The organism is Actinorugispora endophytica (genome assembly GCF_004363075.1).
Lineage (GTDB): Bacteria > Actinomycetota > Actinomycetes > Streptosporangiales > Streptosporangiaceae > Actinorugispora > Actinorugispora endophytica.
This window is the reverse complement of record NZ_SNYN01000004.1, coordinates 280,947-307,222: the sequence shown is the minus strand read 5'-3', so window position 1 is coordinate 307,222 and position 26,276 is coordinate 280,947. Positions and strand designations below refer to the sequence as shown.

The 26,276-nt window shown below is 74.1% G+C and carries 20 protein-coding genes; 13 read left to right on the top strand and 7 right to left on the bottom strand.

Annotated features, from left to right (window positions below):
- Positions 1–292: 292 nt before the first annotated feature.
- Positions 293–1,327, bottom strand: coding sequence for an ArsR/SmtB family transcription factor (locus EV190_RS08870; protein WP_133740985.1), 1,035 nt, complete (start codon positions 1,325–1,327; stop codon positions 293–295).
- Between the two features lie 161 nt (positions 1,328–1,488).
- On the opposite strand from EV190_RS08870, the gene EV190_RS08865 reads away from it, so the two are divergent.
- The 3 genes from EV190_RS08865 to EV190_RS08855 all read left to right on the top strand — a co-directional run bounded on the left by EV190_RS08865 (position 1,489) and on the right by EV190_RS08855 (position 4,130).
- On the top strand, positions 1,489–2,982 hold the full coding sequence (locus EV190_RS08865) for an AfsR/SARP family transcriptional regulator (protein WP_243742447.1): 1,494 nt from the start codon (positions 1,489–1,491) through the stop codon (positions 2,980–2,982).
- 283 nt (positions 2,983–3,265) lie between these two features.
- Positions 3,266–3,652, top strand: a complete 387-nt coding sequence (locus tag EV190_RS08860) for a peptidase inhibitor family I36 protein (RefSeq protein ID WP_133740983.1) — start codon at positions 3,266–3,268, stop codon at positions 3,650–3,652.
- A gap of 52 nt (positions 3,653–3,704) precedes the next feature.
- Complete coding sequence (locus tag EV190_RS08855) at positions 3,705–4,130, top strand: peptidase inhibitor family I36 protein (protein WP_133740982.1); 426 nt, start codon at positions 3,705–3,707, stop codon at positions 4,128–4,130.
- A 427-nt stretch (positions 4,131–4,557) separates the two neighbouring features.
- Here EV190_RS08855 and EV190_RS08850 read toward each other — a convergent pair whose 3' ends face one another.
- Positions 4,558–5,307 carry a FadR/GntR family transcriptional regulator gene (locus EV190_RS08850; RefSeq protein ID WP_243742446.1) on the bottom strand — a complete coding sequence of 250 codons (750 nt, stop codon included), beginning with the start codon at positions 5,305–5,307 and terminating at the stop codon, positions 4,558–4,560.
- A gap of 1,159 nt (positions 5,308–6,466) precedes the next feature.
- Here EV190_RS08850 and EV190_RS23350 point away from each other — a divergent pair.
- From EV190_RS23350 to EV190_RS08830, 3 genes are all read left to right on the top strand, one after another.
- Positions 6,467–6,646, top strand: coding sequence for a hypothetical protein (locus tag EV190_RS23350; RefSeq protein WP_166655419.1), 180 nt, complete (start codon positions 6,467–6,469; stop codon positions 6,644–6,646).
- A 192-nt stretch (positions 6,647–6,838) separates the two neighbouring features.
- Positions 6,839–7,642, top strand: a complete 804-nt coding sequence (locus tag EV190_RS08835; protein ID WP_133740978.1) for an alpha/beta fold hydrolase — start codon at positions 6,839–6,841, stop codon at positions 7,640–7,642.
- Positions 7,639–8,874: a PP2C family protein-serine/threonine phosphatase gene (locus tag EV190_RS08830; RefSeq protein ID WP_133740977.1), complete on the top strand. Its 1,236-nt coding sequence runs from the start codon at positions 7,639–7,641 to the stop codon at positions 8,872–8,874. The genes EV190_RS08835 and EV190_RS08830 overlap by 4 nt, the downstream gene beginning before the upstream one ends.
- 44 nt (positions 8,875–8,918) lie before the next feature.
- On the opposite strand, the gene EV190_RS08825 is transcribed toward EV190_RS08830, so the two are convergent.
- Positions 8,919–9,428 (bottom strand): MarR family winged helix-turn-helix transcriptional regulator, encoded by a 510-nt coding sequence (locus EV190_RS08825; protein ID WP_243742445.1) that lies wholly within the window; start codon positions 9,426–9,428, stop codon positions 8,919–8,921.
- A 293-nt stretch (positions 9,429–9,721) separates the two neighbouring features.
- On the opposite strand from EV190_RS08825, the gene EV190_RS08820 reads away from it, so the two are divergent.
- Positions 9,722–10,159: a hypothetical protein gene (locus EV190_RS08820; RefSeq protein WP_166655418.1), complete on the top strand. Its 438-nt coding sequence runs from the start codon at positions 9,722–9,724 to the stop codon at positions 10,157–10,159.
- Between the two features lie 46 nt (positions 10,160–10,205).
- Here the strand turns inward: EV190_RS08820 and icmF are convergent, their stop codons facing one another.
- The gene (gene icmF, locus EV190_RS08815; protein ID WP_133740975.1) at positions 10,206–13,448 is read right to left on the bottom strand and encodes a fused isobutyryl-CoA mutase/GTPase IcmF; all 3,243 of its coding nucleotides are present in this window, start codon (positions 13,446–13,448) and stop codon (positions 10,206–10,208) included.
- Between the two features lie 150 nt (positions 13,449–13,598).
- Positions 13,599–14,414, bottom strand: a complete 816-nt coding sequence (locus EV190_RS08810; protein WP_208113113.1) for a poly(ethylene terephthalate) hydrolase family protein — start codon at positions 14,412–14,414, stop codon at positions 13,599–13,601.
- A 437-nt stretch (positions 14,415–14,851) separates the two neighbouring features.
- On the opposite strand from EV190_RS08810, the gene EV190_RS08805 reads away from it, so the two are divergent.
- The 6 genes from EV190_RS08805 (at position 14,852) to EV190_RS08780 (ending at position 20,432) form a co-directional block, all read left to right on the top strand.
- Positions 14,852–15,673 (top strand): hypothetical protein, encoded by an 822-nt coding sequence (locus tag EV190_RS08805; protein ID WP_133740973.1) that lies wholly within the window; start codon positions 14,852–14,854, stop codon positions 15,671–15,673.
- A 41-nt stretch (positions 15,674–15,714) separates the two neighbouring features.
- Positions 15,715–15,918: a hypothetical protein gene (locus EV190_RS08800; protein ID WP_133740972.1), complete on the top strand. Its 204-nt coding sequence runs from the start codon at positions 15,715–15,717 to the stop codon at positions 15,916–15,918.
- 203 nt (positions 15,919–16,121) lie between these two features.
- Entirely contained in the window at positions 16,122–16,913 is a 792-nt protein-coding gene (locus EV190_RS08795; protein ID WP_133740971.1) for an SAM-dependent methyltransferase, read from the top strand.
- Positions 16,914–17,071: 158 nt separating this feature from the next.
- A complete protein-coding gene (fxsA, locus tag EV190_RS08790) occupies positions 17,072–17,257 on the top strand; it encodes an FxSxx-COOH cyclophane-containing RiPP peptide (protein ID WP_133740970.1) in 186 nt (61 codons plus the stop codon).
- A gap of 125 nt (positions 17,258–17,382) precedes the next feature.
- A complete protein-coding gene (locus tag EV190_RS08785; RefSeq protein WP_243742444.1) occupies positions 17,383–18,600 on the top strand; it encodes an FxsB family cyclophane-forming radical SAM/SPASM peptide maturase in 1,218 nt (405 codons plus the stop codon).
- Positions 18,597–20,432 (top strand): HEXXH motif domain-containing protein, encoded by a 1,836-nt coding sequence (locus EV190_RS08780; RefSeq protein ID WP_166655417.1) that lies wholly within the window; start codon positions 18,597–18,599, stop codon positions 20,430–20,432. Before EV190_RS08785 ends, EV190_RS08780 begins: the two co-directional genes overlap by 4 nt.
- 477 nt (positions 20,433–20,909) lie before the next feature.
- Here the strand turns inward: EV190_RS08780 and fxsT are convergent, their stop codons facing one another.
- Positions 20,910–25,220, bottom strand: a complete 4,311-nt coding sequence (fxsT, locus tag EV190_RS08775; protein ID WP_133740967.1) for an FxSxx-COOH system tetratricopeptide repeat protein — start codon at positions 25,218–25,220, stop codon at positions 20,910–20,912.
- Positions 25,217–26,275, bottom strand: a complete 1,059-nt coding sequence (locus tag EV190_RS08770; RefSeq protein ID WP_133740966.1) for an AAA family ATPase — start codon at positions 26,273–26,275, stop codon at positions 25,217–25,219. The genes fxsT and EV190_RS08770 overlap by 4 nt, the downstream gene beginning before the upstream one ends.
- Position 26,276 lies beyond the last annotated feature (1 nt).

Here is a 26,276-nt window from a genome sequence, read left to right as displayed (position 1 = left end):
TTTTGTGGGGCCTGGGGTGTGTTGTTTCGGGGGGGGGGCCCCCCCCGCGGGGGGGGGGGGGGGCGGGCCCCCCCCCCCACGACCGTCAACAAAACCCTCACGCAACGGACATCACGGGCGCGGCCCCGACCCGCACCCGCCGTCGCCGCCCGCCGTGCCCCCGCGATCCGCACGGCATGAGGCCGAAAGACCCACCCGAAGCACCGGCACGCCGAAACACCCCCGCCCCGGAGCTTCCCTACACGACCCTGTCCCGTTGTCGCCCACGCCCCGGACCCCGGAAAGGCCGAGATCACCGGGAGGACGGGCACTGGCCTCGGTGCAGCAGGGCCAGGCCCACCGGGGTGGCCGAGTGGAGGGTGTTCTTGCCTTCCCTCCGGCTGGCGATCAGGCCGGCCTCGCGCAGGACCGAGGTGTGCTTGCTGACCGCCGGGGCCGAGACCACGGCGGCGCGGGCGAGGTCGGTGGTGGTCGAGCACCCGCGCCGGGCCACGATCTCGAGGATCCTGGCCCGGGTCGGCCCCAGCAGCGGGGCGAGCCGGTCGGCCGCCGCCCCACGGCCCTCGGCGCCGTCGGCCCAGCCGAGGGGACGCTCCACCGGGTAGGCGACCACCGGCTGCAGCGCCGGGTCGGCGAGCGCCACCGGGACCCGCCAGCAGAAGAACGACGGGACCAGCCACAGTCCCCGCCCGCGGAGGTGGAGGTCCCGGTCGACCGGGTAGGCCATGCGCAGCACCGGCGGGTCCCAGCACATCCGGGGGCGCAGGGAGTGCAGGAGCTCCTGGGCCCCGCCGCGCAGCAGCGCCCGGGTGCGGACCTCCAGATCGGCCGCGACGCACTCCTGGATCGACGGCCAGTACCGCTCCAGCGCCGTCCGGTGGTACCCGCGCAGCGCCTCGCCGAGCCCGCGCAGCACCCTCGGGTCGCCGCGTGCCAGCAGGTCCGCGTCCGGCGGCGGCGCCGAGCGCGACGCCAGGGTGTCCAGGTCCGCGGCGAGCCGCGTGACGGGGGTGTCCAGGACCGCGGCGATCCCGGAGTCCAGGTCCCGGCACACCGTCGCGGGGGTGAGGAAGTCCGGGATGTAGGAGGCGTGCGGCGCCAGAGCGGTGAGGGCCCGCAGCCGGGGCGCCGTCCGGGCGTCGCCAGGGCGGCCCGTGAGGACGTCCCGCCGCCACGCGCCGAACACGAGCCGCCCGTCGCCGTGCTGCAGCAGGTTCAGGCTGTTCACGATCTCCCACATGGGGTCCGGCGCGTCCGCGAGCCGGATGCGCATCAGATCGTCCCTGGTGAAGTGGATCCGGAGTTCCGAGCCGCGCCGAGTCGACATCTGACCTTCTCCCCTGGATCCCCCACGCTGTCACACCACGGAAAACATCCCCATCGTGACTCAGAGTCAACCAGAGTGGCCGGTGCAGGACACCTGCTCCGAGCCGCGCGGCCGACTCCCGCCCGGCGTTCACGAGGGGGACGGGTCGGATGGAACTCCAGATGCTCGGACCGTTGCGGGCCTCGGTCGACGGCCGCCCCGTCGCCCTGGGCGGACGGCGGGCCCGGACCGCCTTGGCGCTGCTGCTGCTGGAGCCCGGCCGCGTCGTCCCGGTACCCCGGTTCGTGGACGCGCTGTGGGAGGAGCGTCCGCCCGCCTCCGCGCGGACGCAGGTCGCCATCGTCGTCTCGGGCCTGCGTCGCGCGTTCCGCGAGGCGGGCGCCGCAGGCGATCCGATCGAGACCGTCGGCTCCGGGTACCTGCTGCGGCCCCGGGAGGCGCGGGTCGACGCGTGCGCGGCGGCCGGGCTGGTGGCGCGGGGCCGCGCCGCGGCCGTCGCGCGGCGGCCCGGCGACGCCGCCGACGCGCTGCGCGCCGCGCTGTCACTGTGGCGCGGCCCGGTGCTGTGCGGCCTGGACTCCGACGCCGTGACCGCGGGCGCCCGGCGGTGGGAGGAGTTGCGGCTGGCGGCGGCCGAGGAGCTCGCCGAGGCCGAGTTCGCCCTGGGACGCCACCGGGAGCACATCGAGGCGCTCTCCTCGCTCGTCGCCGAGGACCCTTTCCAGGAGCGGTTCAGGGCGCTCCTGATGACGGCGCTGGCACGCGCGGGGCGGCGTGCCGACGCGCTGGCCGTCTACGCGGAGGGCCACCGGGTCCTCTCCCGAGAGCTCGGGGTGGTACCCGGCCGGGAGCTGCGGGGGGCGCACGAGGCGATCCTGCGGGATGCTCCCCCCGCCCGGGAGCGCCGCGCCGCCGGGCCCCGCGTTCCGGCGGTGCGGCCCGGGCAGCTTCCGCAGGCCGTCTCGGCGTTCACCGGGCGCGCGGCCGAACTCGCCGCCCTCGACGGACTCCTGGAGCGGGACGAGCGCGACCGGCACCTGCCGGTCTGCGTCATCAGCGGCGGCGCGGGTGTGGGCAAGAGCGGCCTGGCCCTGCACTGGGCGCACCGCGCCGCCGACCGGTTCCCCGACGGCCAGCTCTTCGCCGACCTGCACGGCGGCGGCCCCCGGCCGATGGCGGCCGGAGTGGTGCTCGGGCGGTTCCTGCACGCGCTGGGCGTCCCCCGCGGCGAGGTTCCGACGAGCCTGGAGGAGAGGGCCGCGCTGTACCGCAGCGTGCTGCGCGACCGGCGGGTGCTGGTGCTGCTCGACGACGCGGCGTCCGAACGGCAGGCGCTGCCCCTGCTTCCGGGTTCGCACCGCTGCTGCGTGGTGGTCACCGCCCGGACGTCCCTGTCCGGACTCGCCGCCCGCTCCGGGGCTCTGGTGGTCCGGCTCGCGGCGCTGAACCCGGCCGAGTCCGCCGACCTGCTGCGCCGGGTTGCCGGGACGGCCCGCCTGCCCGTGGAGCCGGCCGCCGTCGCGCGTCTGGGCGAGGCGTGCGGCGGACTGCCGATGGCCCTCCGGTCCGCCGTGGTCCGCCTCCAGGGCGAGCCCCGGCCCGCGGTCCCGGCGCGACCGGAGGCACCGCGCGTTCCCGCGCAGCGCGGCCGCTGACCCCGTCCCGGGCTCGGCGGCCGCCGAGCCCGGGACGCGAGGGGCCCGCGCGCCGAGAGGCCCGTGGGGCTTCAGCCGGCCGTCCGGGCGCGTCCCGCCGCGCGGCGGGACGCGCCCGGACGTCCCCGGCCGCTTCGGCGGCCCCGTCGCCGTGCTCTCCCAGGCGCCTTCCGGGGATCCGGACACCGGGGATAACCAGGCGATAAGGGATCGATAGGGCCGCTCCCTAACGTTTCTCCCAGCCCCCGGGAAAGCCCGGGAGCACGGGAGAAGGGAAGCGACGATGAGCAGGATCCGCACTCTCCTGGCCGGCGCGGCCATCGCGGTCGTCAGCGCCGGGGCCACCGTCACACCCGCCTCGGCCCACGCCCCGTGGTACGGGTCGTGCCCCAAGGGCGACGTGTGCGTGTGGAGCGGCCACAACGGCACCGGCACCCGGTGCGCCTGGACCGGCGACGACCCCGACTGGCGGAGCGGCAGCGTCCAGTGCCGGCCCCACGGGTTCCGGGTCAACTCCATCTGGAACAACGGCCACCCCGGCGCGTACGACGTCGTCCAGTTCTTCAAGCACGCGAACTACCGGACCCCCTACGGCGGGCCGGTCCCGGCGGGCCAACGCGGCAACGTCGACGACCTCGAGATCCGGTCCCACGTCTGGACCAACCCGTAGCCGCGCGCGGCACGAGTGTTCCGGCCCCGCACGGCCGGAGAACGGAGTGAAGATGAGCAAGGTCCGTACCGCCCTGGCGAGCGCGGTGCTCGCGATCGCGGGAGTCGCCGTCGTCGGGGCGCCCGCCTCGGCCGCGGCGCCGGCCGAGGAAGCCGGGGTGTTCCGCCCGGCCGACCCCGCGGAGTGGCGGGGGTCGTGCCCCAAGGGCGACGTGTGCGTGTGGAGCGGCCACAACGGCACCGGCACCCGGTGCGCCTGGACCGGCGACGACCCCGACTGGCGGAGCGGCAGCGTCCAGTGCCGGCCCCACGGGTTCCGGGTCAACTCCATCTGGAACAACGGCCACCCCGGCGCGTACGACATGGTCCAGTTCTTCTCGGGCGCCGGCTACCAGGGGCCGCTCTACGACCCGGTCATGATCACCAACAGGCCGATCAACGCCGACAGCGTGGCGATCAGGTCCCACCGCTGGGTCTGACCCGCTCCGCGGGATCGAACCGCCGAGGACCCCGTACCCGAGGTCCTCGGCGGTTCGCTGACGGAGGAGGCGTCACACCGCCCTGCCGGCCTCCGGTGCGCCGGCGGCCGGCCCGGGGCCACGGGGGTTCGGGCTCGCGGCGCGGTCGCCGCGACCGTCCGTGGGAGTGCTCCCCGACGGCGTCGGGTCGGGGGGCGAGCGGCGAGGACGGCGCCGCTCGACCCCCGATCCGACGCCACACAATCGTGACAATGGTGATTATCTTCTAGGTTTGTCAATACCGGACCCGAGAACCGGTTTCGGTGACGGTCCTGGGCTTTCCGCCCGATTCGGGGCCGGGAAGGGCGGAAAGCCCGTGATCATTCCGAGCGAGGGCGGAACCGGCCCCCGAACCCCCGCGACACGGGCATCCGGCGGGCCCGAAGGCTCAGCGCCAGTCGACGACCTCGTCCATCAGGTAGGGCTCGCGCTCGGCGACCGCCCTGACGTACTCGCTCATGTGCTCGCGCATCAGCCGCTCCGCCTCCTCGGCGTCGCCGTCGATGATCGCGTCGGCGATTTCGGCGTGCGCCCGGCGGACGTGGTCGCCCTCGTGCGCGACGTAGACGGTGGAGGAGCGCTCGGTGAAGATGTCCTTCAACCCGTGCGTGAAGAGGGTGAGCATGCCGTTGCCCGACATCGACAGCACCTTGGTGTGGAAGGCGTCGTCGGCCCGCAGCCACTCGGCGGTGTCTCCCGCGTCGAAGCCCCGCCGCACCACGGCCCGCAGGTCGTCGTCGTCCTCCGGGTCGTGCCGCTCCGCCGCCAGCCGGGCGGTCAGCGGTTCGAGGATCAGCCTGGCCTCGACGAGCTCGGTGAACCGGATGTCGAGCACCTGGAAGAACAGGGTGGCCATCCGGCCGAAGTCGCGGCTGCTCACCTCCGAGACGACCGGCCCCCCGCCCGGCCCCGGCTTCATCCGGATCAGCCCGTGCACCTCCAGGATGCGCAGCGCCTCCCGGAGAGAGCCCCGCGCGATCTGGAAGCGCTGGAGCATCGCGTTCTCGGACTCCAGCGTGGATCCCGGTGGAAGCTGTCGCCTGGCGACGTCACGGACGATCTCGCGGGCGATGATCTCAGAGACCTTCTCGCCACGACGCTCCCACGCAGCACCCGCAGGTGACCCGGATCCACTCATAATGGTCGGCAGTATAGTGACGGAGCGATTCTGACGCGGTGCGCACCGTCGACATCATTTCCCTGATGCCGAAACCTGTGCTATAAGGCGCCTGCGGACCGGACGGCCGCCCTTCCCGCCCCGCGAAGCGGCCCACGGGCAGGGCCGGATCCGGCACCAGCACCCGAGCACGTCACCGCCGGTGACGCCCGCCAGGGCCCGTTCCAGGAAGCGCGGATACGCCACGATGCCGCCCGCGCCGTTGACGTGAGGAGCACACCGCCTCGCGCTCCCCCGACACCGCCGGCGCCGCGTCCCCCGGGAGCGGGGGGCGCCTCGGCCCCGGCCTTCTCCCGCGCCGGGCCGTCGCGCTCCAGCCGGGCGGCGTTGACGGCGGCCACGAGGCCTTTACGAGGTCGGGCCGCCCCACCCCCTCGAAACGGCCGCACCGTGATCGACCGGTTGGGGCCGCGGCCTCCCGGCGGCTCGTACGGCGCCACGTCCACCACGGCGCCGGACCCCGGACGCGGGGACAGGGCCGCGGCCGCGCTCATCGCGGCGGGGAACCCCACAGGAGGTCAGACCACACGTTGACCTGGGCGAACCTCCGACTGGCCCGGCCACGGCGCCGAACCCCGGGCGCTCCCGGCGGGGCCCGAGTTGGCCGAAACCGGACACGCGCGCCAACACGAGGCCCGCCTCCGGCCCCCTGCGCGGCCCCGCGGCGGACCGAACGCCCGCGGGGTACGGCAAAGGCCCCGGCGGTGTCCCGCCGGGGCCGTTCGCGCGCGGGTTCTAGAGGTCGATGCCGAAGATGACTTCCAGGGTCTCCTCGACCATCTCCTCGGCGTCGCCCTCGACCACGGCCTCGGCGAGTTCGCCCAAGTCCTCAGGGTCCATTTTTCCTCCTCCATGGGGGGTTGCGCGCTCATATTACAGAGCAGCCCGCCGTTTTCCATCCCTCAACCGGTCGATATCCCCTTCTTTCCCGAGGCCTTTCCACGCGGCCGGTCCGTTGTCCGACGGCCTTCGACCGCATGGTGTCGAACCCCCGTGGGTTTACATCGTAGATTTCCTCGGAGTTCGAGTCCTGGCTCCCGCTTCTCGCCCGGAGTCGCCGACGTTTACGCTCCGCATGCCGGGTAGAGGGCGTCTCATGTCGACCTCACCTTCTCCGCGAGTGACACGGGCGGACGTCGTCGTCCCCCTGATCGTCGGCGCCGTCCTGGGCCTGACCGTGGGCGCCCTCTCCCTCCTCTTCGGCCAGGAGGTCTCCGTCGCCGTCGCGCTGACACTGACCGGCGCGATGCTCGCCGGCTGGGCGGTCCTGAAGGCCCGGAAGCGGCTCCGGCTGGAGTGAGCCCCGGACGGAGGCCGCGGGTAGCCTGATGACGGGGCGCCCCGGAGACGGGGACGCCGCACCGGCCCGTCCGACCCCGTCGGGACAGGCCGGGCACGCCTGAAGCCGTCCGGGCGTACTCCGCTTCCACCGTCCTCGCCCCGGCCGTCCGCGCGGCGGACCGATCGGGGAGGACACGAGAGGACGTGCGTCGTGAACACACGCGACAGGAACAACGTCGTGCTGCTGGGGCCCGAGGACGGACCTGTCGTGATGCTCGCGCACGGGTTCGGGTGCGACCAGAACCTGTGGCGCCTGGTGGCCCCGCGCCTGGCCGAGGACTTCCGGGTGGTGCTGTTCGACTACGTGGGGTCGGGCCGGTCGGACCTGTCCGCGTGGCGGGAGGAGCGGTACTCGACACTGGACGGCTACACCGAGGACGTGCTGGAGATCTGCCGCGAACTGGACCTGCGGCGGGTGGTGTTCGTGGGCCACTCGGTGAGCGCCATGGTCGGCGTGCTCGCCGCGGCGCGCGAACCCGGGCGGTTCGCCGGGCTGGCGCTGCTCACGCCGTCCCCCCGGTATATCGACGACGGGGACTACCGGGGCGGGTTCAGCGAGGCGGACGTCGACGAGCTGCTGGAGTCCCTGGACAGCAACTACCTGGGCTGGTCCGCGACGATGGCGCCGGTGATCATGGGCAACCCGGACCGCCCCGAGCTGGGCGACGAGCTGGCCAACAGCTTCTGTCGCACCGACCCGGACATCGCGCGCGTCTTCGCCCGCACCACGTTCCTCTCCGACAACCGGGCCGACCTGGCCGGGGTCACGCTCCCGACGCTGGTGGTCGAGTGCGCCCAGGACGCGCTCGCCCCGCCGGAGGTGGGCGCGTTCGTCCACGCCCGGATCCCCGGCAGCCGCCTGGTCACCCTCGACGCCACCGGGCACTGCCCGCAGTTGAGCGCCCCGGAGGCCACCTCCCGGGCCCTGGCCGCCTTCGCGGCGGAGATCCGTTGACGCGTACCGGACCCGGCCCCCGCGGGAACGAGGGCGACGGCGCCCCGGCCTTCTCCGCGCTCCTGGAGGACAGCGCCGAGGACCTCTACGAGAACGCCCCGTGCGGCTACCTGTCCACGCGCCTGGACGGGAGGATCGCCAAGGTCAACACGACCCTGCTGACCTGGCTCGGCTACACCCGCGACCAGCTGGTGGGGCACCGCCGCTTCAGCGACCTGCTCGCCGTCGGCGACCGGATCTACCACGAGACCCACTTCGCCCCCCTGCTGCGCATGCAGGGCGAGGTCGGCGGGGTGGCCCTGGAGCTGCTGACCGCCGGCGGCGGCAGACTGCCGGTCCTGGTCACGTCCATGGTCCGGACCGGCCCCGACGGCGAGCCCCTGCTCATCCGCACCACCCTCTTCGACGCCCGCGACCGGCGCGCCTACGAGCGCGAACTGCTGCGCGCCCGGCGGGAGGCCGACCGGGAGCGCGCGCGCCTGCAGCGCCTGGCCTCCACCCTCCAGCGCACCCTGCTGCCCCCGGCCCTGCCCGAGGTGCCGGGCGTGCGGACCGCCGCGCACTACCACATCGCCTCCCCCGACCAGGTCGGCGGCGACTTCTACGACCTGTTCCCCCTCGCCGGCGGCCGGTGGGGCCTCTTCCTGGGCGACGTGGTCGGCAAGGGCGCCGAGGCCGCGGTCGTGACCTCCCTGGCCCGCTACACCCTGCGCGCCGCCGCCGTCTCCGACCCCGACCCCGTCGCCGTGCTGGCCCGCCTCGACGCCGCCCTGGAACAGGAGTACCGAGGCGACGACCCGCGCTACTGCACCGTCGTCTTCGGCCTGCTCACGCCCTCCCCCGACGGCTGCGACCTCACCCTCGCCAGCGGAGGCCACCCTCCCGCCCTGCTACTGCGCGCCGACGGCACGGCCGAGTACCGGCACACCCCCGGCGGGCAGATCGTCGGCATCCTGCCCGAGGCCCGCTTCGCCTCCTCCGACGTGCGGCTGGAGCCCGGCGACACCCTGATGCTCTACACCGACGGGATCACCGAGGCGCGCACCGACGCCGCGCGGAACCGCTACGGGGAGGAGGCCCTCCTGGACTTCGCCACCGCCCTGGCCCCCACCACCGCGGCCGAGGCCGTCGCCGCGACGACCGGCCTTCTGGCCGGCTTCGGCGACGGCCTCGACGACGACACCGCCGTGATGGCCGTCAGCGTCCCCGCGCCCGGGGGGCGTGACGGCTGACGGGGCGGCCGGCAGGCGCCGCGCGGGCCGACGGTCCCGCCCCCTCACGGCCGGGAGGCCGACAGGCGGTCGGGGCCCTCCATCGGGCTGAGGACCCTGGCGAGGAGGGTGGCGAGCTGGTCGCGCTCGGCCGCGGACAGAGGGGTCAGCGCCGCCGCTTCCACACGCAGCCGTTCGGGCAGCAGGCGGTCGACGAGGCCGCGTCCGGCGTCGGTGAGGCGGACGTCGATCTCGCGGCGGTCGCGGGTGGAGGCGGTCCGGGTGAGCAGTCCGGCGCGTTCCAGGCGGGCCAGGCGCTTGGTGGTGGCGGCCCCCGAGGAGAGCGTCTCGCGGGTGAGCTGGCTGGGGCGCAGTCCCCGGTCGGCCCTGCGCAGCGCGCTCAGGACCTCGAACTCCGGCCGGGTGAGGCCGGTCTCGGCGAGGGTCTCCTCGACGACCTGGCCCATCAGGGCGGCCATCCGGAGAACCCGACCGATCACCTCCATGGTGGAGACGTCCAGGTCGGGGCGCTTCTCCCGCCATTGCGCGGAGATACTCCCCACAGTGTCGCCCACTCGCAACTCCTTCACTTCTAAATTACTTTAAAATAGTTTACTTATGAAGCATCTGCCATCGAAACCGGACGGCCCCTGTCCCGCCTCCTGCGGGTCCTGAGCCCTCGCGACGCCCTCCGGCTGAGCGTGCTCTTCGGCGGTGTCGCCGTTCCGGCGCTGCGCATCGGGGCGAGCGTCGCGATCCCGCTGGTGACGCTCTTCGCGGCGGCCGCGTCGACCTCGTCCCATATGCGGCGCTCGGTTCACTCACTGCACTGTACGGTCGCAACGACCCCTACGCCCGGCGTTCCGCGGTGCTCGCCGTGGCCGGCTCCGGCATGGTGCTGTCCGTCCTCGCGGGAGCGGTCACCGCTCCGCTCACCGACAGCGGGATCGCCAAGGTCCTCGTCGTCACGGCGGTCGCGGCCGTCGCGAAGCTCGCCGCCGACGTCCGCGCGTTCGGCCCGCCCGCCGGACTGATGTTCGTGTCCGCCGTGGGCGCCGCCGCGCGGCTGCGCGCGGCGCTGGACTCCTGCCGGGCCGCGGACGCGGAGCTGCGCCGGGTCCGCGAGAAGTCCCCCGAGGCGCTTCCCGACGCCCGCGACCGGCTCACCCGCACCGTGGTCGCCCTGCGCGAGGCCCACTCGGTCGCCGGCGGCGAGCCGTGGACCAGGGGGTTCTCCCCCGAGGAGGTCACCGCCGCCGAGCAGGCCGCCTACCACTCGCCGGCCGCCGCGCACGCCTCGCGGTGACCCCGCCCCGCGCCCCGGCGGGCGCGCAACCGCGGCCCCCGACCGGTCAGACGTTCCGCCGGTACTGACCGCCCACCTCGAAGAACGCCTCCGTGATCTGCTGCAGCGAGCAGACGCGGGCCGCGTCCATCAGGACCTCGAACACGTTCTCCCCGCTGGTCGCGGTCCGCTTCAACCGCTCGACGGCGTCGGCGGCCTCGTCGCGGTGCTCGTCGTGGAACGCGCGCACGCGCCGCAGCTGGGACTCCTTCTCCGCCTCGGTGGCCCGGGCGAGTTCGACCCCGCCCTCCTCCTCGCCCGCCGAGGCGGGGCGGCGGAAGGTGTTGACGCCGATGACGGGCAGCGTGCCGTCGTGCTTGCGCTGCTCGTACAGCATGGACTCGTCCTGGATCCGGCCGCGCTGGTAGCCGGTCTCCATCGCGCCGAGCACGCCGCCGCGCTCGCTGATCCGGTCGAACTCGGCGAGCACGGCCGCCTCCACGAGGTCGGTGAGCTCGTCGACGACGAACGACCCCTGGAGCGGGTTCTCGTTCATCGCCGGGCCCCACTCGCGGTTGATGATCAGCTGGATCGCCAGCGCCCTCCTCACCGACTCCTCGCCGGGCGTGGTGACGGCCTCGTCGTAGGCGTTGGTGTGCAGGCTGTTGGCGTTGTCGTAGATCGCGATCAGCGCCTGCAGGGTGGTGCGGATGTCGTTGAAGTCCATCTCCTGGGCGTGCAGGGAGCGGCCCGAGGTCTGCACGTGGTACTTGAGCTTCTGGGAGCGCTCGTTCGCGCCGTACCGGTCGCGCATGGCGATCGCCCAGACCCTCCGGGCGACGCGGCCGAGCACCGAGTACTCGGGGTCCATCCCGTTGGAGAAGAAGAAGGACAGGTTGGGCGCGAAGTCGTCGACGTCCATGCCCCGGGCGAGGTACGCCTCGACGTAGGTGAAGCCGTTCGCGAGGGTGAACGCGAGCTGGCTGATCGGGTTCGCCCCGGCCTCGGCGATGTGGTAGCCGGAGATGGACACCGAGTAGAAGTTGCGGACCCGGTTCCGGATGAACCACTCCTGGACGTCGGCCATCATCCGCAGGGAGAACTCGGTGGAGAACAGGCAGGTGTTCTGCCCCTGGTCCTCCTTGAGGATGTCGGCCTGCACCGTGCCGCGCACCGAGGCCAGGGCGCGGGCGCGCGCCTCGGCGGCCTCCGTCGCGTCGGGCTCGCGGCCGTACAGCTCGCGGAGCGCGTCGACCTGCTGGTCGATGACGGTGTTGAGGAAGAACGCCAGCACGGTCGGGGCGGGACCGTTGATCGTCATCGACACGGAGGTCGACGGATCCACCAGGTCGAACCCGTCGTAGAGCGCCTTCATGTCGTCCAGGGTGGCCACCGAGACCCCGGAGGTGCCGACCTTGCCGTAGACGTCGGGGCGCGGGTCGGGGTCGCGGCCGTACAGGGTGACGGAGTCGAACGCCGTGGACAGGCGGGTCGCCTCCCCGTCGGCGGACAGCAGCTTGAAGCGGCGGTTGGTGCGGAACGGGTCGCCCTCCCCCGCGAACATCCGGGCCGGGTCCTCCCCGTCGCGCTTGAACGGGAAGACGCCCGCGGTGAAGGGGAAGAAGCCGGGCAGGTTCTCCCGGCGCCAGTACGACACGAGTTCGCCGTGGTCGGTGAAGCGGGGAAGCGCCACGCGCGGGATCCTGCTCCCCGAGAGGGACTCGCGGGTCAGAGGCGTGCGGATCTCCCGGTCGCGGACCCTCACGACCTGCTCGTCGCCGGAGTAGGACGCCACCACCCCGGGCCAGGACCGGATCTGGCCGGCGACCCCGTGCGGCAGCTCCCCGCGCGCGGCCTCCAGCAGCTCCGCGACACCGGAGCCGTCGTGGCCCGCTTCGGCCAGCTCCCGCCCGACCTCCTCCAGCCGCTGGACCCGGCGCGCGGCCTCGACGAGCCTCCCGGTCTCGGCGTGGTAGCCGCGCACGGCCTCGGCGATCTCGGCGAGGTAGCGGACCCGGTTCGCGGGGACGACCCGCGCGGTGCCGCTGGAGTACCGCACGTCCGCACGGGGCAGGGCGCCCTCGTCCGCCTTCAGGCCGTGCTCGCGCAGCGCGTCGCGCAGGTGCTGGTACAGCGCTGTCACGCCGTCGTCGTTGAAGGACGCCGCCGAGGTCCCGAACACCGGCATGTCCTCGGGCCGGGACCCGAACGCCTCGCGGTTGCGCACCATCTGCCGGCCCACGTCGCGCAGGGCGTCGTGGGCGCCCCGGCGCTCGAACTTGTTGATGGCCACCACGTCCGCGAAGTCGAGCATGTCGATCTTCTCCAGCTGGGAGGCCGCGCCGAACTCCGGCGTCATCACGTACATCGAGGCGTCCACGAACGGCACGATCGCCGCGTCGCCCTGCCCGATGCCCGGGGTCTCCACGACGACCAGGTCGAAGCCCCCGGCCTTGACCACGTCGATCACGTCGGCGAGGTTGTCGGGGAGCTCCCGGCTGCCCCGGGTGGCCAGGGAGCGGAAGAAGACCCGGTCGCCGTCGAGGGAGTTCATCCGGATCCGGTCCCCCAGCAGCGCGCCGCCGCCGCGGCGGCGGGTGGGGTCGATCGCGACCACCGCGATGCGCAGCTTGTCCTGCTGGTCCACCCGGAACCGGCGCACGATCTCGTCGGTCAGCGACGACTTGCCCGAGCCGCCGGTGCCGGTGATGCCCAGGACGGGGACGCGGCGGGCCGACGAGCGCAGCCGCTCCAGGAAGCCCTCGGGGAGGGAGCCCCGCTCGGCGCCCGTGACGGCGCGGGCCAGCGCGGGCCGCTCCCCCGCCAGCACGGCCGCGGCGTCGGCCCGCCGGTGCGCCCACAGGTCGGTGTCGCAGGCGCGCACGATCGTGTTGACCATCCCGGCCAGCCCCATGCGCTGGCCGTCCTCGGGGGAGAAGATCGTCACCCCGGCCGCGCGCAGCCGCGCGATCTCCTCGCCGACGATGACGCCGCCCCCGCCGCCGTACACCTTGACGTGGCCCGCGCCCCGCTCGCGCAGCGACTCCACCAGGTACTCGAAGTACTCCACGTGCCCGCCCTGGTACGAGCTGACGGCCACCCCCTGGACGTCCTCCTCGACCGCGGCGTCGACCACCTCCCGGACCGACCGGTTGTGTCCCAGGTGGACGACCTCGGCGCCCTGCGACTGCAGGATGCGCCGCATGATGTTGATCGAGGCGTCGTGCCCGTCGAAGAGGCTGGAGGCGGTGACGAGGCGCACGGGGTGCTCGGGCCGGTGCAGCGGGGCGGGGGCGCTCAGGTCACTCATGGTTCCCTCCGGGTGGCGGACGGCAAATATTAGGACATCCAAGTAAATAGTAGACGCCCCTTCCCGCCTCCGGGGATACCCCTACCCCGGTTTCCGGTGCCCCCGTCGGTCCGGACGCCGGCAGGCGCCCGGACCGACGACCCCGCCCGGTCAGCCGAGGTTCTTCCGCCGGACCTCCCAGTCGCTGCCGCACAGGCCGCAGTCGGGACCGGTGAACTCCCGCGCGGCGTCGGCGTCGTCCTTCAGCCGCCACTTGAGCCAGGCGACGCCGACCCGGCCGAACTCGCCGCCGTTGGGCTCGCCGTAGGTCCCGTAGTGGCCGACGTCGAGGTTGCCCATGAAGGCGGGCAGGCCGGCGGGCAGCCGGTCCCAGTCGTCCATGGCGTTGGGGTAGGCGATGTCGCCCGGGCCGCCGACGAAGTAGGCGATCGGCGCGTGCAGCCTGGCCAGCTGGTAGTTGTCGGAGTCGGACAGGAGGCCGCTGTTCCACAGGACCGTGGTGGTGACGCGCGGGTCGTCGGCGACCTCGTAGGCCTCCAGTCCGCCGCAGGACTGCCCCATCACCGCGATCCGGGTGGTGTCGATCCGGCCCCGGTACTCGCTGAAGTAGCGGTCGTCCTCTTCGACCGCCCAGTCGACCGCCTCGATGAGCTGGTCGGCGTCGCTGCGGCCGGTCCCGCCCGGCCGGCCGTTGGCGATGACCAGGAAACCGTGCGAGGCGAACTCGGTGAGGATCTCCTCGAACATGGTCCCGTCCGCCCGGCAGGCGCCGTTGCCCCAGACCACGATCGGCAGCTCGACACCGTTCGGGAGCGTGTCCGGCCGGTAGATCGTGTGGTCGCGCAGCCGCAGCGTGGTCTCGTACCCGGCCGGGTAGGGCCCGCTGCCGTCCGCGGCGGCCGCCGCGGACGCGGTCACCGGGGCGAGCCCGCAGGCCACCGCCAGAGCCGCGCCCACGGCCGCCATCCGTCTGGTCCTTCTTCTCATCCGCACGTTTTTCCTCCCGGTGGAAAGCGCCCTCGGGCGGAGACCGGACCGAAGACGGAAGAACACTGTCAGGCACCGAACTGTTACACCGGGGGAAATGGCCGTCAATGACGGAAGCCGATGACTGGTGGTTCCACCGATCCGCCCCTGCGGCGCGGCGGGCCGGTGGGAATCCCTGTCGGATTCCGTCGCGGAACAGCGGGAAACCGAAGGCCGCCCGCCTTTCCCCGGTCCGGGAATTCGGTTCCGGGGCCGCGGCCCGGCGCGGCCCGCGCCGGGCCGTCGGGCCGGGCGCCCCCACGGACCGGGAAAGCGGTACCCACCTCGCGCCCTCCCCACTCCCACCTGGGGGGTTCCTAAAATGCACCATCCAGGACAGTCAAAGAACCGTAACCCTACGTGGTAGTTATGTAGCTGTGGGTTCGCTCTGGAATCAGGTCAAGTTCATCTCGAAGCTGGTCAGCGCTCTGTTGACGTTCGTCGCGGGCGTCGCCCTCGCCGGGCACCAGGCCGGCCTGTGGACGTTCTCCTCCGGTTGGCGCTTCAACGCCGCGGCGGTCGGCGTCACCCTGGTCTTCCTGGCGTCGGTGGCGTCGGCCGTCAGGCAGTGGCGGGCCGAGGCCGCCGAGCGGACCCTGAGGTACGTCCGCCAGGGCACCGGCCACGCCCTGAACGCGCTGCTGTTCCGGGTCCAGGACGAGACCGGCATCGACATGCGGGACCTGGGCGCCACCGCCTACGTGGTCACCCGCACGGGTGTGTGGCCCCGGCGGCGCGAGCGGCTCGAACCGGTGGCGCGGGTGCGCTTCCGGTCGGTCAACGCCTGCTGCGTGGACTGGCGCCCCGGGGTCGGCGTGGTCGGCCGCTGCGTGGCCCTCGCCCGGCTCCTGGTCGTCGACGTCGGGGACCTCGACCGGCAATTGGAGGGAGTGACCGCCACCGAGTGGGAAGAACTGAAGCAGATGGAAAAGGAGGACGGCCAGGAACACGAACTGACCCAGGGGATGAGCCACGACGAGTGGCGGCAGGCCAGAGGCAAGTTCAGCGTTGTCCTTGCCACGCCGCTGGTCAGGCGGTCCCGGACCGGGACGACGGTGGAGGGTTGCGTCTCCGTCGACGTCATGGCCCCGGACCCCTTTCCGGACACCTACGACCTCCTGTGCGGCGAAGCCGTACGGCACGCCGCCGCGGCGGCGGCGCGCGAGATCGGCAGCGTCCTGGCCGCGGCGTCCGGCTGAGCCCCTCTTGCCACGCACCCATCGCGCAGAGACGAGAGCCCGTGAGCAACGGTAGACACATCAAGGCCCGCAGCCTCAGCACCGAACCGATCGCGACGGACGAGGCGCGCAAACTCCTCACCGAGGAGATGGAGCGGCTCGGCGCGCGCTCGGCCGTCGACGCCGCCCGGCGATCCGCCCCCCGAGACACCGAGCACCGGAGCGCGTCCTCCGCGCGCCGCCGGTCCCCCGACCGCCACCGCTGAGAAACCCCCGCGGAGTCGGACACCACCACACCTCGTCCGGTCCCCCCATGCCCGGCCCCGGCCGGGCATGGGGTTCCGCCAGCTCTCGGGAACCCGGCGCGACCGCCCGAACACCGTGGGTATGGCCATGATCCACAGGAAACGCGGCATCCGACCGGTGTAGCTTCTCGTCCAGCACCTTCCCCGTGACGACAGGCCCGCCCATGAACGACACCCCTCCGCGTGTTCCGGACATCGACCTGACCGCCCCCGCGGCCGCCCGGGTGTACGACGCCCTCCTGGACGGCAAGGACAACTTCGAGGTCGACCGCCGGGTCGCCGAGATGATGATGAACGCGGTCCCCGGCCTCAAGGGGATGGCGCGGTCCACCCGGGCCTGGCTCGGCAGGGTCGTCACCTTCCTCGCGGGCGAGGCGGGCGTCTCCCAGTTCCTGGACATCGGCTCGGGCCTGCCCACCAACCGCAACGTCCACCAGGTCGCCCAGGAGACGACCCCCGGGGCGCGGGTGGTCTACGTCGACAGGGACCCCATAGTGCTCGCGCACGGCCGCGCCCTCCTCGCCGAGAACCAGTACACCGCCGTCGTGCACGGCGACCTGCGCGACCCCGCCGCGATCCTGGCCCATCCCGGGGTCCGGCGGCTGGTCGACTTCGACGAGCCGGTGGCCGTCCTGCTCTCCGGCGTCCTGCACTTCCTGCTCGACGAGGACGACCCCCACGCACTCGTGGGCGTCCTGCGCGACGCCCTGCCCACCGGGTCCTACCTGGCCATCTCGCACATGGAGAACCAGACCGACCCCCGGAGCGCCGAGAAGATGTCGCGGATGGCCTCCAGCATCCCCAACCAGCTCCGCTCCCGCGCCGAGGTCCTCCGCTTCTTCGGCGGCCTGCCCCTCGTCGAACCGGGCCTGGTCCCCGTCACCGCCTGGCGCCCCGACGCCGAGGCCCTGGCCGCCGACCCGGCGTGGCTGTTCGGCGGAGTCGCCCGCGTCTGACACCGGCGGGCCGCGGCGGTCCGGGTGAACGGCGCCCGCCGTCCACGGCCCGCCGGTTCCCCGCCGGCACCACGGGACCTTCGCGACCTCGCCGGGACTTTCCCAAAAGCTTCTCCGGCGCGCCGCGAAGCGGGTGGAGTGGCGCTAGCATCATGCGTGTGACAATGCCGAAAGTGTCGGACCCCGACGCGGAATTGCGTTCGGAACTGGTGGACCTGGGCGGCGTCGAGCTGTCCGAACTCGCCATTCTGGGTGATTCCGCCTTCTCCCACGCGCTGCGCAGGGTGAGGGAGGAGGCCGATAATCCACCGCATTCGGTCGCCGGTTTCGAAGCGGTCATCTGACCGGGAACCCGCCGTCCGGAATTTCCGACTACAGAATCCCATTCCGGGCACGATCCGTTTCCCCGTCCGCTTCGGCCGGCGGACTCTGATTGGAGCCGGCGACCCGATCCATGGACGCACCCGCTGTGACACCCCACCCGCACAGGACCGAATGGCCGGACACGGTCGACGTCGACGCCCTGCTGTCAACGGGCTGGAGACCGCTGCCGTTCCGTGAGTACGTGCTCAAGCTGCACAGCCGCTGCAATCTCGCGTGCTCGTACTGCTACGTGTACCGGATGGCCGACCAGAGCTGGCGGTCCGCGCCCCGGGTGATCGAGCGCGCGACGGTGGACCGGGTGGCACGGCGGATCGCCGACCACGCGCGGTGGCACGGCCTCGACGGGGTCCGGGTGGTGCTGCACGGCGGCGAACCCCTGCTGGCGGGGGCCGACCTCATCGACCACACCGCCGCCCGGCTGCGCGCCGAACTGGGGCCGGTCCGCCTGGACCTGCGGATGCAGACCAACGGCGTCCTCCTCGACGACGCCATGATCGACCTGCTGGACCGACACCGGATCCGCGTCGGGGTCAGCCTGGACGGCGGCCGTGCCGACAACGACCGGCGCCGCGTCCACGCGGACGGCCGCGGCAGCCACGACCTGGTGGCCGACGCGCTGCGCCGCCTTCGCGCGCCCCGGACGCGGCGGCTGTTCAGCGGCCTGCTCTGCACGATCGACCTGGAGTCGGACCCCGAGGAGGTGTACGACGGCCTGCTGGAGTTCGACCCCCCGCGCGTCGACTTCCTCCTCCCGCACGGCAACTGGACCGACCGCCCTCCGCGGCGCACCGCCGACCCGTCGCGCACGCCCTACGCCGACTGGCTGCTGGCGGTGTTCGACCGCTGGTACGGCAGGACCCCGCGGGCGACGGAGGTCCGGTTCTTCCAGGAGATCATGAACCTGCTGCTGGGCGGCGCGAGCCGCAGCGAGACCGTGGGGGTCAGCCCGGTGGCGCTGCTGGTCGTCAACACCGACGGCGCCCTGGAGCAGGTGGACACGCTCAGGTCCGCGTACCCGGGCGCCCCCGCCACCGGCCTGAACGTGCACACCAGCGACCTGGACGCCGCGCTGCGGCACCCCGCGGTCGCGGTCCGCCAGCTCGGCCTCGACTCGCTGGGCGGCGAGTGCCGGGCCTGCTCGCTCCGGTCGGTCTGCGGCGGCGGCTACTACCCGCACCGCTACCGCGCGGGCACCGGGTTCGCCAACCCCTCCGTCTACTGCCCCGACCTCATGGCGGTGATCCGGCACATCAGGGACCGCGTGCGCGCGGACGTGGAGTTGCTGAAGGGGCGCGGCCGGTGAGCCGCGGCGCGGCGGTGGCGCTGGCCCCGCACACCCTCTCCGACGCGCGGTTCGCCGCCCTCGCCCGCGGGCTCGGCGACGGGTCCACCGTGGCGCTGCTGCGCGCCGCCCAGCTCAGCAAACGCCTGGTGCGCCTGCGCGCGCTCCACGACGCGGCGCGGGACTCCGGGCTGGCCGTGTGGTTCCTGCCCGGTTACGCCCTCCTGGCGCGGGTGCAGCGGACGGCTCCCGACGCCGTCCGCGAGGTGCTGACGCTGCCCCAGGTGGGCGCCTGGGCGGCGCACACCCTGCGCCGGCTGCGCGGCAGCGTCCGCCTCGACGAGCCGCTGTGGGCGGACGTGGCCCACATCGGCGCGGTGGCCGCCGCGGCCGCGGTCCGCGCCGGTGTGGACTTCTCGGTCGAGGTCCCGGTCCGGGAGGGCGCGGCCGCGCTCCCGGGGCTGGGGCTGGCCCGGATCGGCGGGACCGCCGCGACGGCCCTCGTCCGGGGCTCGGGAGGGCGCGCCACCGTGTACGGCGACGGCCGCGCCCGCGTACCGCTGCCGGAGGAGCCGGGGGTGGAGTCCCCCGACTGGCTTCCGGTGCGCCGCGTGGCGGTCGAGCAGGACGGCCTGCGCCTCTCGGTCGCCCTCGAGGACCTGGACCCGTACCGCGACCCGCACGGGCTCGGCGCCGCGCCCCGCCTGTCGGCCGACGACGCGGCGCGCTGGCGGCGCGTCGTCGGCGGCGCGTGGCGGCTGCTCGTGCGCGACCACCCCGAGTACGCGGCCGGCGTCGCCTCCGGGCTGGGCGAACTCGTCCCGCTGCGCGGCCGGGACGGCGGGAAGGGCAGGAACGCCACCTCGGCCGACTCCTTCGGCTCCGCCTCGGTCTCCGAACCGGCCGACGAGGTCTCCCTCGCGGTGGGCCTGCTGCACGAGTTCCAGCACGCCAAGCTCGGCGCGCTGATGGACCTGATCCCCCTGCACGGCGCCTGCGGGGACCGGGTCTTCTACGCGCCGTGGCGCGACGACCCGCGCCCGCTGCCCGGCCTCCTGCACGGGGTGTACGCCCACATGGGGGTCGCCGACTTCTGGCGGGCCCGCCGGGACCCGGCCGACGGCCCGGACGCGGAGTTCGCGCGCTTCGAGTTCACCCGCTGGCACGCCCAGACGCGCGGCGCGGCCGACACCGTGGCCCGCAGCGGCCTGCTCACCCCCGCCGGCCGGCGCTTCCTGGACGGCCTGCGCGCCCGTCTGGCCGAGACCGCCCCGGAGGCCGCGGCGGAGCCGCCGTCGCCCCGTCCGGCGCTGGACGCGTCGGCCGACCACGCGCTGCTGTGGCGGCTGCGCAACCTGCGGCCCGACCCCGCGGCCCTGGCCGAACTGGCGCGGGCCTGGACCGCCGGGGAGCGGCCCCGCCCCCTGCGGGTGCCGCTGGAGGTCACCGCCGGTTCCGGCGCCCCGGCCGCCAACAGGCGCCTGGACCTGCTGGTGCTGCTGCTGCGCGCGCCCGACCGGTGCGCGGCGCCGCGCGCCGGGACGGCGGGCGCCTCGGAGGCCGACGTCGCCCTCCTGGAGGGGCGCGCCGACGACGCGCGGGCCGGGTACCGGGCGCTGATCCGCCGGGACCGCGAACGGATCGACGCCTGGGCCGGGCTGGCGCTGGCCCGTTCCCTCTCCGCTCCCCCGGCCGGGAACGGGCGGGGCGACCCGCTGCGCGAGCGCCCCGAGGTCGTCCTCGGCCTGCACCGCGTCCTCCACGGGCACGGCGCCGACGCCGACCCCGAGTCGCTGGCGTCCTGGCTCCCGGACCTGGGCCCCGACCCCGCCCCCGACGGGGTGCGGGCCTAGGGAAGCTCCGGCGCGGGGGTGATTCGGCGTGCCGGTGCTTCGGGTGGGTCGTTCGGCCTCATGCCGTGCGGATCGCGGGGTCACGGCGGGCGGCGACGGCGGATGCGGGTCGGGGCCGCGCCCGTGATATCCGTCGCGTGAGGGTTCCGTTGACGGTCGTGGGCTTTCTGCCCGTTTCGGGGGCCGGAAGGGCGGAAATCCCAAGATCATTCCGGGGCAGAGCGGAACCGGCCCTCGAATGTCCGGTGATCTTGCTGTTTTCCCCACGGAATCCTTGGTTTCAGGGGGAAAACAGCAAGATCGTCGGGCAGGGCGCCTGGGGGACCGCGAACCGGTCCCTCCACGCGGCCCCGACCGGCGCCCGCCGTCGCCGCCCGCTGTCACCAGGCCCCGAGCGAACCCCGACCCGACAGAGCCCGGACCACCCCCGCGCCGGAAACTCCACGGCGCCCCGGGTTCGAGGCCCCCTGCCTCCCCTCACACGACGGGGGGTTCGATGTCGAACTGGATCCGCTCGCCCGCCATCGCCAGGAGGGTCTCGGGGTGGTTGGCCCCGAGCAGGCGTCCGAACCCGGAGATCGCCTGCCGGTCCATCTCCTCGGCCCGTTCGGTCTCCCCCGCGCGGCGCAGGTCCAGCGAGTGGTTGTGGCGGCAGAGCCGGGTCAGCGGGTGCTCCTCGCCGCGGACCTCGATGGAGCTGCGCAGGTTCTCCTCCGACAGCCGCAGCGCGGTCAGGTCGTCGCCGAGGTGGAAGTGGTCGCTGGCCAGGTTCGCGGCGATGCACAGGTAGTAGGGGTGCTCCCTGCCCCGCAGCACCGCCAGCCGCTCCGCGATCGAGGTGTTGAGCTCCAGCGACTCCTCGTGGTGGCCCCGCGCGGTGACCAGGATCGAGTGGTTGTTCTGGTAGACCACGGTGAGGATGTTGTCCGCGCCGAACCTCCGCAGCGAGGTGTCGGCCGCCGTCCCGCTCAGCCGGAAGGCGGTGTCCGTGTCGCCCATCAGCCGCAGCACGTCGGCCAGGACCCAGGTGGCGGCGATCGTGTCGCCGTGGTCGGGGCCGAAGTGGCGGGTGAAGGACCGCAGGCACGCCTCGGCGTGCTCGCGCGCCTCGACGAGCCGCCCGACCCAGCGCAGCGTGCGCGCGTACCCCAGCCTGGCGTCGGTGACGTCGGTGTGGTCGGGGCCGAGCTGCTCCTCGTACTTGTGGAGGATGCCCTCCATCAGTTCGAGCGCCTCGTGGTACTCGCCGGTGCCGCGCAGGTCCCGGGCGAGCTGGTTGGTCGAGGCGAGGGTGCGCTCGTGGTCGGGGCCGAAGATGTGCTGGCGCATGCGCAGCGTCCGGCGGTCCAGGTCGCGGGCGCGCGCGAACTCCCCCTGGAGCCGGTAGTCGACCCCGAGGTTGTTGGCGACCCGGAGCGTGGCCGGGTGGTCCCGGCCGAACCTGCGCTCGTGCTTCTCCAGGTTCTCCTGGTCCAGCCGCAGCGCCTCGTCGAACCTGCCCAGGAGCCGCAGGTCGGCCCCGTAGCTGTTGCTCAGCACCAGCGTGTGCTCGTGGTCCTCGCCCAGGACCCGGCGCATCCGCTCCAGCGTGTCCTCGTTCAGCTCGCGGCACCGGTCGGTCTCGGTGAGCACGCGCAGGGCGGTGGCCAGCATCCGGCAGGCGACCAGGGTCTGCTCGTCGTCCCAGCCGTGGCGTTCGCGCCAGGTGTCGACCGTCAGCTCGCCGAGGCTCCGGCTGCCCTCGTAGTCGGCCCTCATGTACCGGTAGCGGATCAGGTCCAGGACCGTGTCGCGGATCTCGCCGTCGTCGTTGAGGACCAGATCGGTGCCGCGGACGTGGCGGTCGATCTCGGACAGCGCCTCCCAGTTGGCCACGTTGTCGGGGTCCCCCGGGTTGGCCCCGGCCATGATGACCTGGGCCAGCCTCCGGTAGGCCGACCGCTCGTCGCTGTCGAGCCAGTCCCTCAGGATGGTCTGCACCAGGCGGTGGATGCGCAGGCTGTTCTCGCCGTAGTCGAGGCTGGCCATGGCGTAGGTGCGGATGTCGCGGACCGCCCGGTGGAAGCGCAGCGGGTCGCCCAGGGTCTCGCGCAGCTGGAGCGGCTCGGTGATGTCGCGCCCGCCCCGCTGCAGCAGCCGGTAGGTGATCGGCTCGGCGCTGAAGAACGCGCACAGCTGAAGGAGCTGCGCGGCCGCCGGGTTGAGGTCGACGAGCTTGTCGAAGGCGACCTTCCAGGTGGCCACCACCGAGGCCGGGTAGCCGATCGGCACGTTCTGGCCCAGGAGTTCGCCGCTGCGCTCCTCCAGCAGCTCCAGGTGCTCGTCGACCGACATCCCGGTCTCGGCCTGCCAGGCCCCGGCCTGCTCCAGCGCCAGCGGCAGGTCCCCGAGCCACTCGGCGAGCCGGTCGGCGTCCTCGATCGTCAGGTGCGGCGCGCGGGTGCGCAGCAGCCGGACGCTCTCCTGCCGCTGGAAGACGTCGACCGCCATCATCTCGGCGACCTCGCGCCATCCCCGGTTGCGCGAGGTGATCAGGATGTGGCCGGTGGGGTAGGGCAGGTACTCCTGGATCTCGGAGGGCGCGCCGGCGTTGTCGAAGACGAGCAGCCACCGCGGGTGCGGGTCCCCCCTGCGCAGCCGTTCCTGCACCCGCGCGATGACCTCGCCGGCGTCCCCTTCGGTGTTCAGCCGGAGGCGGCCCGCCAGTTCCACCAGTGACGCGCGGATCAGCTCGGGCTGCTCGGCCGAGATCCACCAGACGAGGTCGTAGTCCGCCCGGAACCGGTGCGCGTACTCGACCGCGAGCTGGGTCTTGCCGACGCCGCCCATCCCCTGCAGGGTGCGCGGGACCACGGCCGTGACCTGGCGGTCGAGTCCTCTGCGCAGGTCGAGCAGGAGTTCCTCGCGGCCGGTGAAGTTGGGGTTGCGCAGGGGGATCCTGCCCCAGACGGCGGGTCCCTGCGGCGACGGCGCCGCGGCGGGCGCCTCGCGGTCGGCGTGCTGGCTTCCAGTTGGTTCGGCGTTCACCAGGGCTCCTGGGTCGGTGCGGACGGGACGGGACGCGGCGCCGGCCGTTTCGCCGGGGACCGCCGTGGCTGTCGCTCGGTGGCCCGGGGAGGCCCTCGGCGTCCGCCTCCCCCGGTTCCCCCGGTCCCCCGCCGCGACCCCGGTGAGGGACAGCGCCATCGCGGGCTCGGACGCGCCGGAGGGCTCGCCCAGGCGGCGCGCGACGGCGGCGTACTCGCCGCCGAGCGCGCGCAGAACCCGGTGGGCCACCACCGCGAACGGCCTGCTGAGGTCCGAGCCCCCGCTCCCCGCCGCCCCCGACAGCAGGCCGCGGAAGTCCACCGGGGTGCCGAGCCGCTCGGCGAAGACCTCCGACACCTGGTGGAGCACCTGGTACGCCTCGGCCCGCCGCAGCGCGGTGAGCAGCAGTTCGGCCACGCCGTCGTGGAACTCGTACGCCGTGGCCGTGGGGTCGGGGTCCTCCTCGGCCCCGGCGAACTCCGGGTGCGCGGGCCTGAGCAGCCCGCCGAGGAACACCTCGGCCAGGTGGGCGGGCCGGGAGCGGGGCAGCATCGCCTTCTGCACCAGCCGCATCACCGGCAGGCTCAGCGGCGCGGCCGACAGGTAGCAGGCGAGCCGGAACGCGGTGGGCGAGGCGGCGGCGCGGAACCGGCGCACCCGCTCCCCGGCCGTGGCGGGCTCCCCCGGGCCGTCGGGGCGGGCCTCGTACGCGCGCCCGGTGAACAGCGCGGTCCCCGCCACGACCGGGCGGGCGGGGTCGCCCAGCAGCCGGGCCCACCCGGCCAGCCAGCGCGGTTCCATCTCCAGCACCGGGACGGCGAGCCCCGGGGGGCGGTCGGCCCCGCCGTCGCCGCGCGGCCGCGCGGTCAGCCCGCTGTTCGCCGGCCCCGCGCCGCCCGCCCGGAACCACACCGGGGTGAACGACCGGTCGCAGCGGGCCCACAGCCGCTGCGGCAGCGGCTGCACCAGGGCCACCGCGCCATGCCGGCCCCACGTCTCCAGCAGCCGCTCCGCCCGCCCGTCGCGCCACGCGTCCCCGATGCAGTCGCTGACGACCAGGACCAGCCGCCGCCCTCCGGGGTCGACGAGCTCCCGGGGGGAGCGCCGGTCCCGGCCCGCGACGGTGGCCAGCCAGAGCGGCCGGTCCCCGGGGGCGTCGGTGTCCAGCAGCCAGGTGCGCACGTCGCGGAAGACCCCCTGGCGTTCGAGCAGCGCGGCGAACTCGGCGACGTTGCGCCGCCAGACGGCCATCGAGCGGCTGGTGTCCCAGACGACGGCGAGTTCGAGCACACGGTCGGGGACCGCGCGCAGCCGCGGCAGCCACATCCCCTGCTCGGCCCGCGCGACGGCCGTCGCGACCTCGTCGAGTTCCCTGCGGTGCCGGGAGGGGACCGGCCGGCGCAGGGGACGCAGCGCCCGCGCCATGCGCGGCGCCGAGGGCAGCGCCGGGACCGCGGGCAACCGGGTCCGGACCCGGTGCGGCCCGCCCCCGCCGCCCCCGCTGTCGGGCGCGGGCAGCCGCGCCTCCGCGAGGGGGTCGGGCGCGGCCGACGGGCCCTGCCCGGTCCGGGGGCGGACGGCGTCGGGCGGAGGGGGTGCGGACGGCGCCGGCCGGTCCCTCCCGTCCGGCGCGGACCGCGTACTCCTCGCCCCCGTCCTGGTCCGGGGCAGGTAGGCGGCCAGCCACAGCGCGTCGGCGATCTCCTCGCCGGTGGGCGGGACCGTCATTCCCTCCAGGACGGGGATGAGCCGCTCGATCATGCCGGGTCCGCCGAGCTGATGGGGCGCAGCAGCTCTTCCTGCAGCCTCTGCCGGGCGTCGTCGGGCATCCGGGCGCCGGACATGGCGAAGTGGATCGCGTTCAGCAGCTGGTCGGTGGCGATGTCCGCGTGCTCGCGCCGTTCCAGGAAGCGCCGGATGACGGGGCGCGCCCGCTCCAGGGCGTTCTCGCCGAGGTGGGCCGCGACGATCTCGGCCAGCGCGGCGTGGTCGTGCGGCTGGATGTCCAGTCGGATGCACCGGCGCAGGAAGGCGGGCGGGAACTCGCGCTCCCCGTTGCTGGTGACCACCACGACCGGGAAGGCGCTGCACAGCACCCGGCCGTGTCGGACCGGGACCCGGTCCGCGTGGTCGGCGGTCATCACGGCGACCTCGTCCTGCCCGTCGGGGAGCCGGGCCAGCTCGGCCACGGTGAACTGCCCCTCCTCGAAGACGTTGAGCAGGTCGTTGGGCAGGTCGATGTCGCCCTTGTCGAGCTCGTCGACGAGCAGCACCCGGGGCCGGGCGCGCGGCAGCAGCGCGGTGCCCAGAGGGCCCAGCCGGATGTAGCGGCCGATGTCGGGGGCCGCCGGGGGGCCGCCCGCCGGGCCGGAGGACTCCAGGTTGGCCTCCTGCAGGCGCCCGATGGCGTCGTAGCGGTAGAGCCCGTCCAGCAGCGTGCTCCTGCTGTTGACCGGCCAGTGCAGGACCGGACCCAGGCGCAGCTCGTCGGCGATGCTGTGGGCGAGAGTCGACTTGCCCACCCCGGGCTTGCCGGTGACCAGGAGCGGCCGGCGCAGGTAGAGGGCCGCGTTGACGAGCTCCACGACGTGCGGGTCGGCGCGGTAGTTGCGGGCCCGCCGCTGCTCGTCCGACCGGCGCGCGTCGTCGGCGGGGAGCGGGGTGCTGATCGGCTCCCCCGGGAAGGCCCGCCACGGCGGCGGGGGCGGAAGGCGCTCGTCGATGTCGTCGTGCGGCTCCCCCCTGCCCCGGTAGATGAGCCACTCCCGGTCGTCCGACGGGGAGGGGGCGCTCGCGTCGCGAGGGGCCTCGTCCACG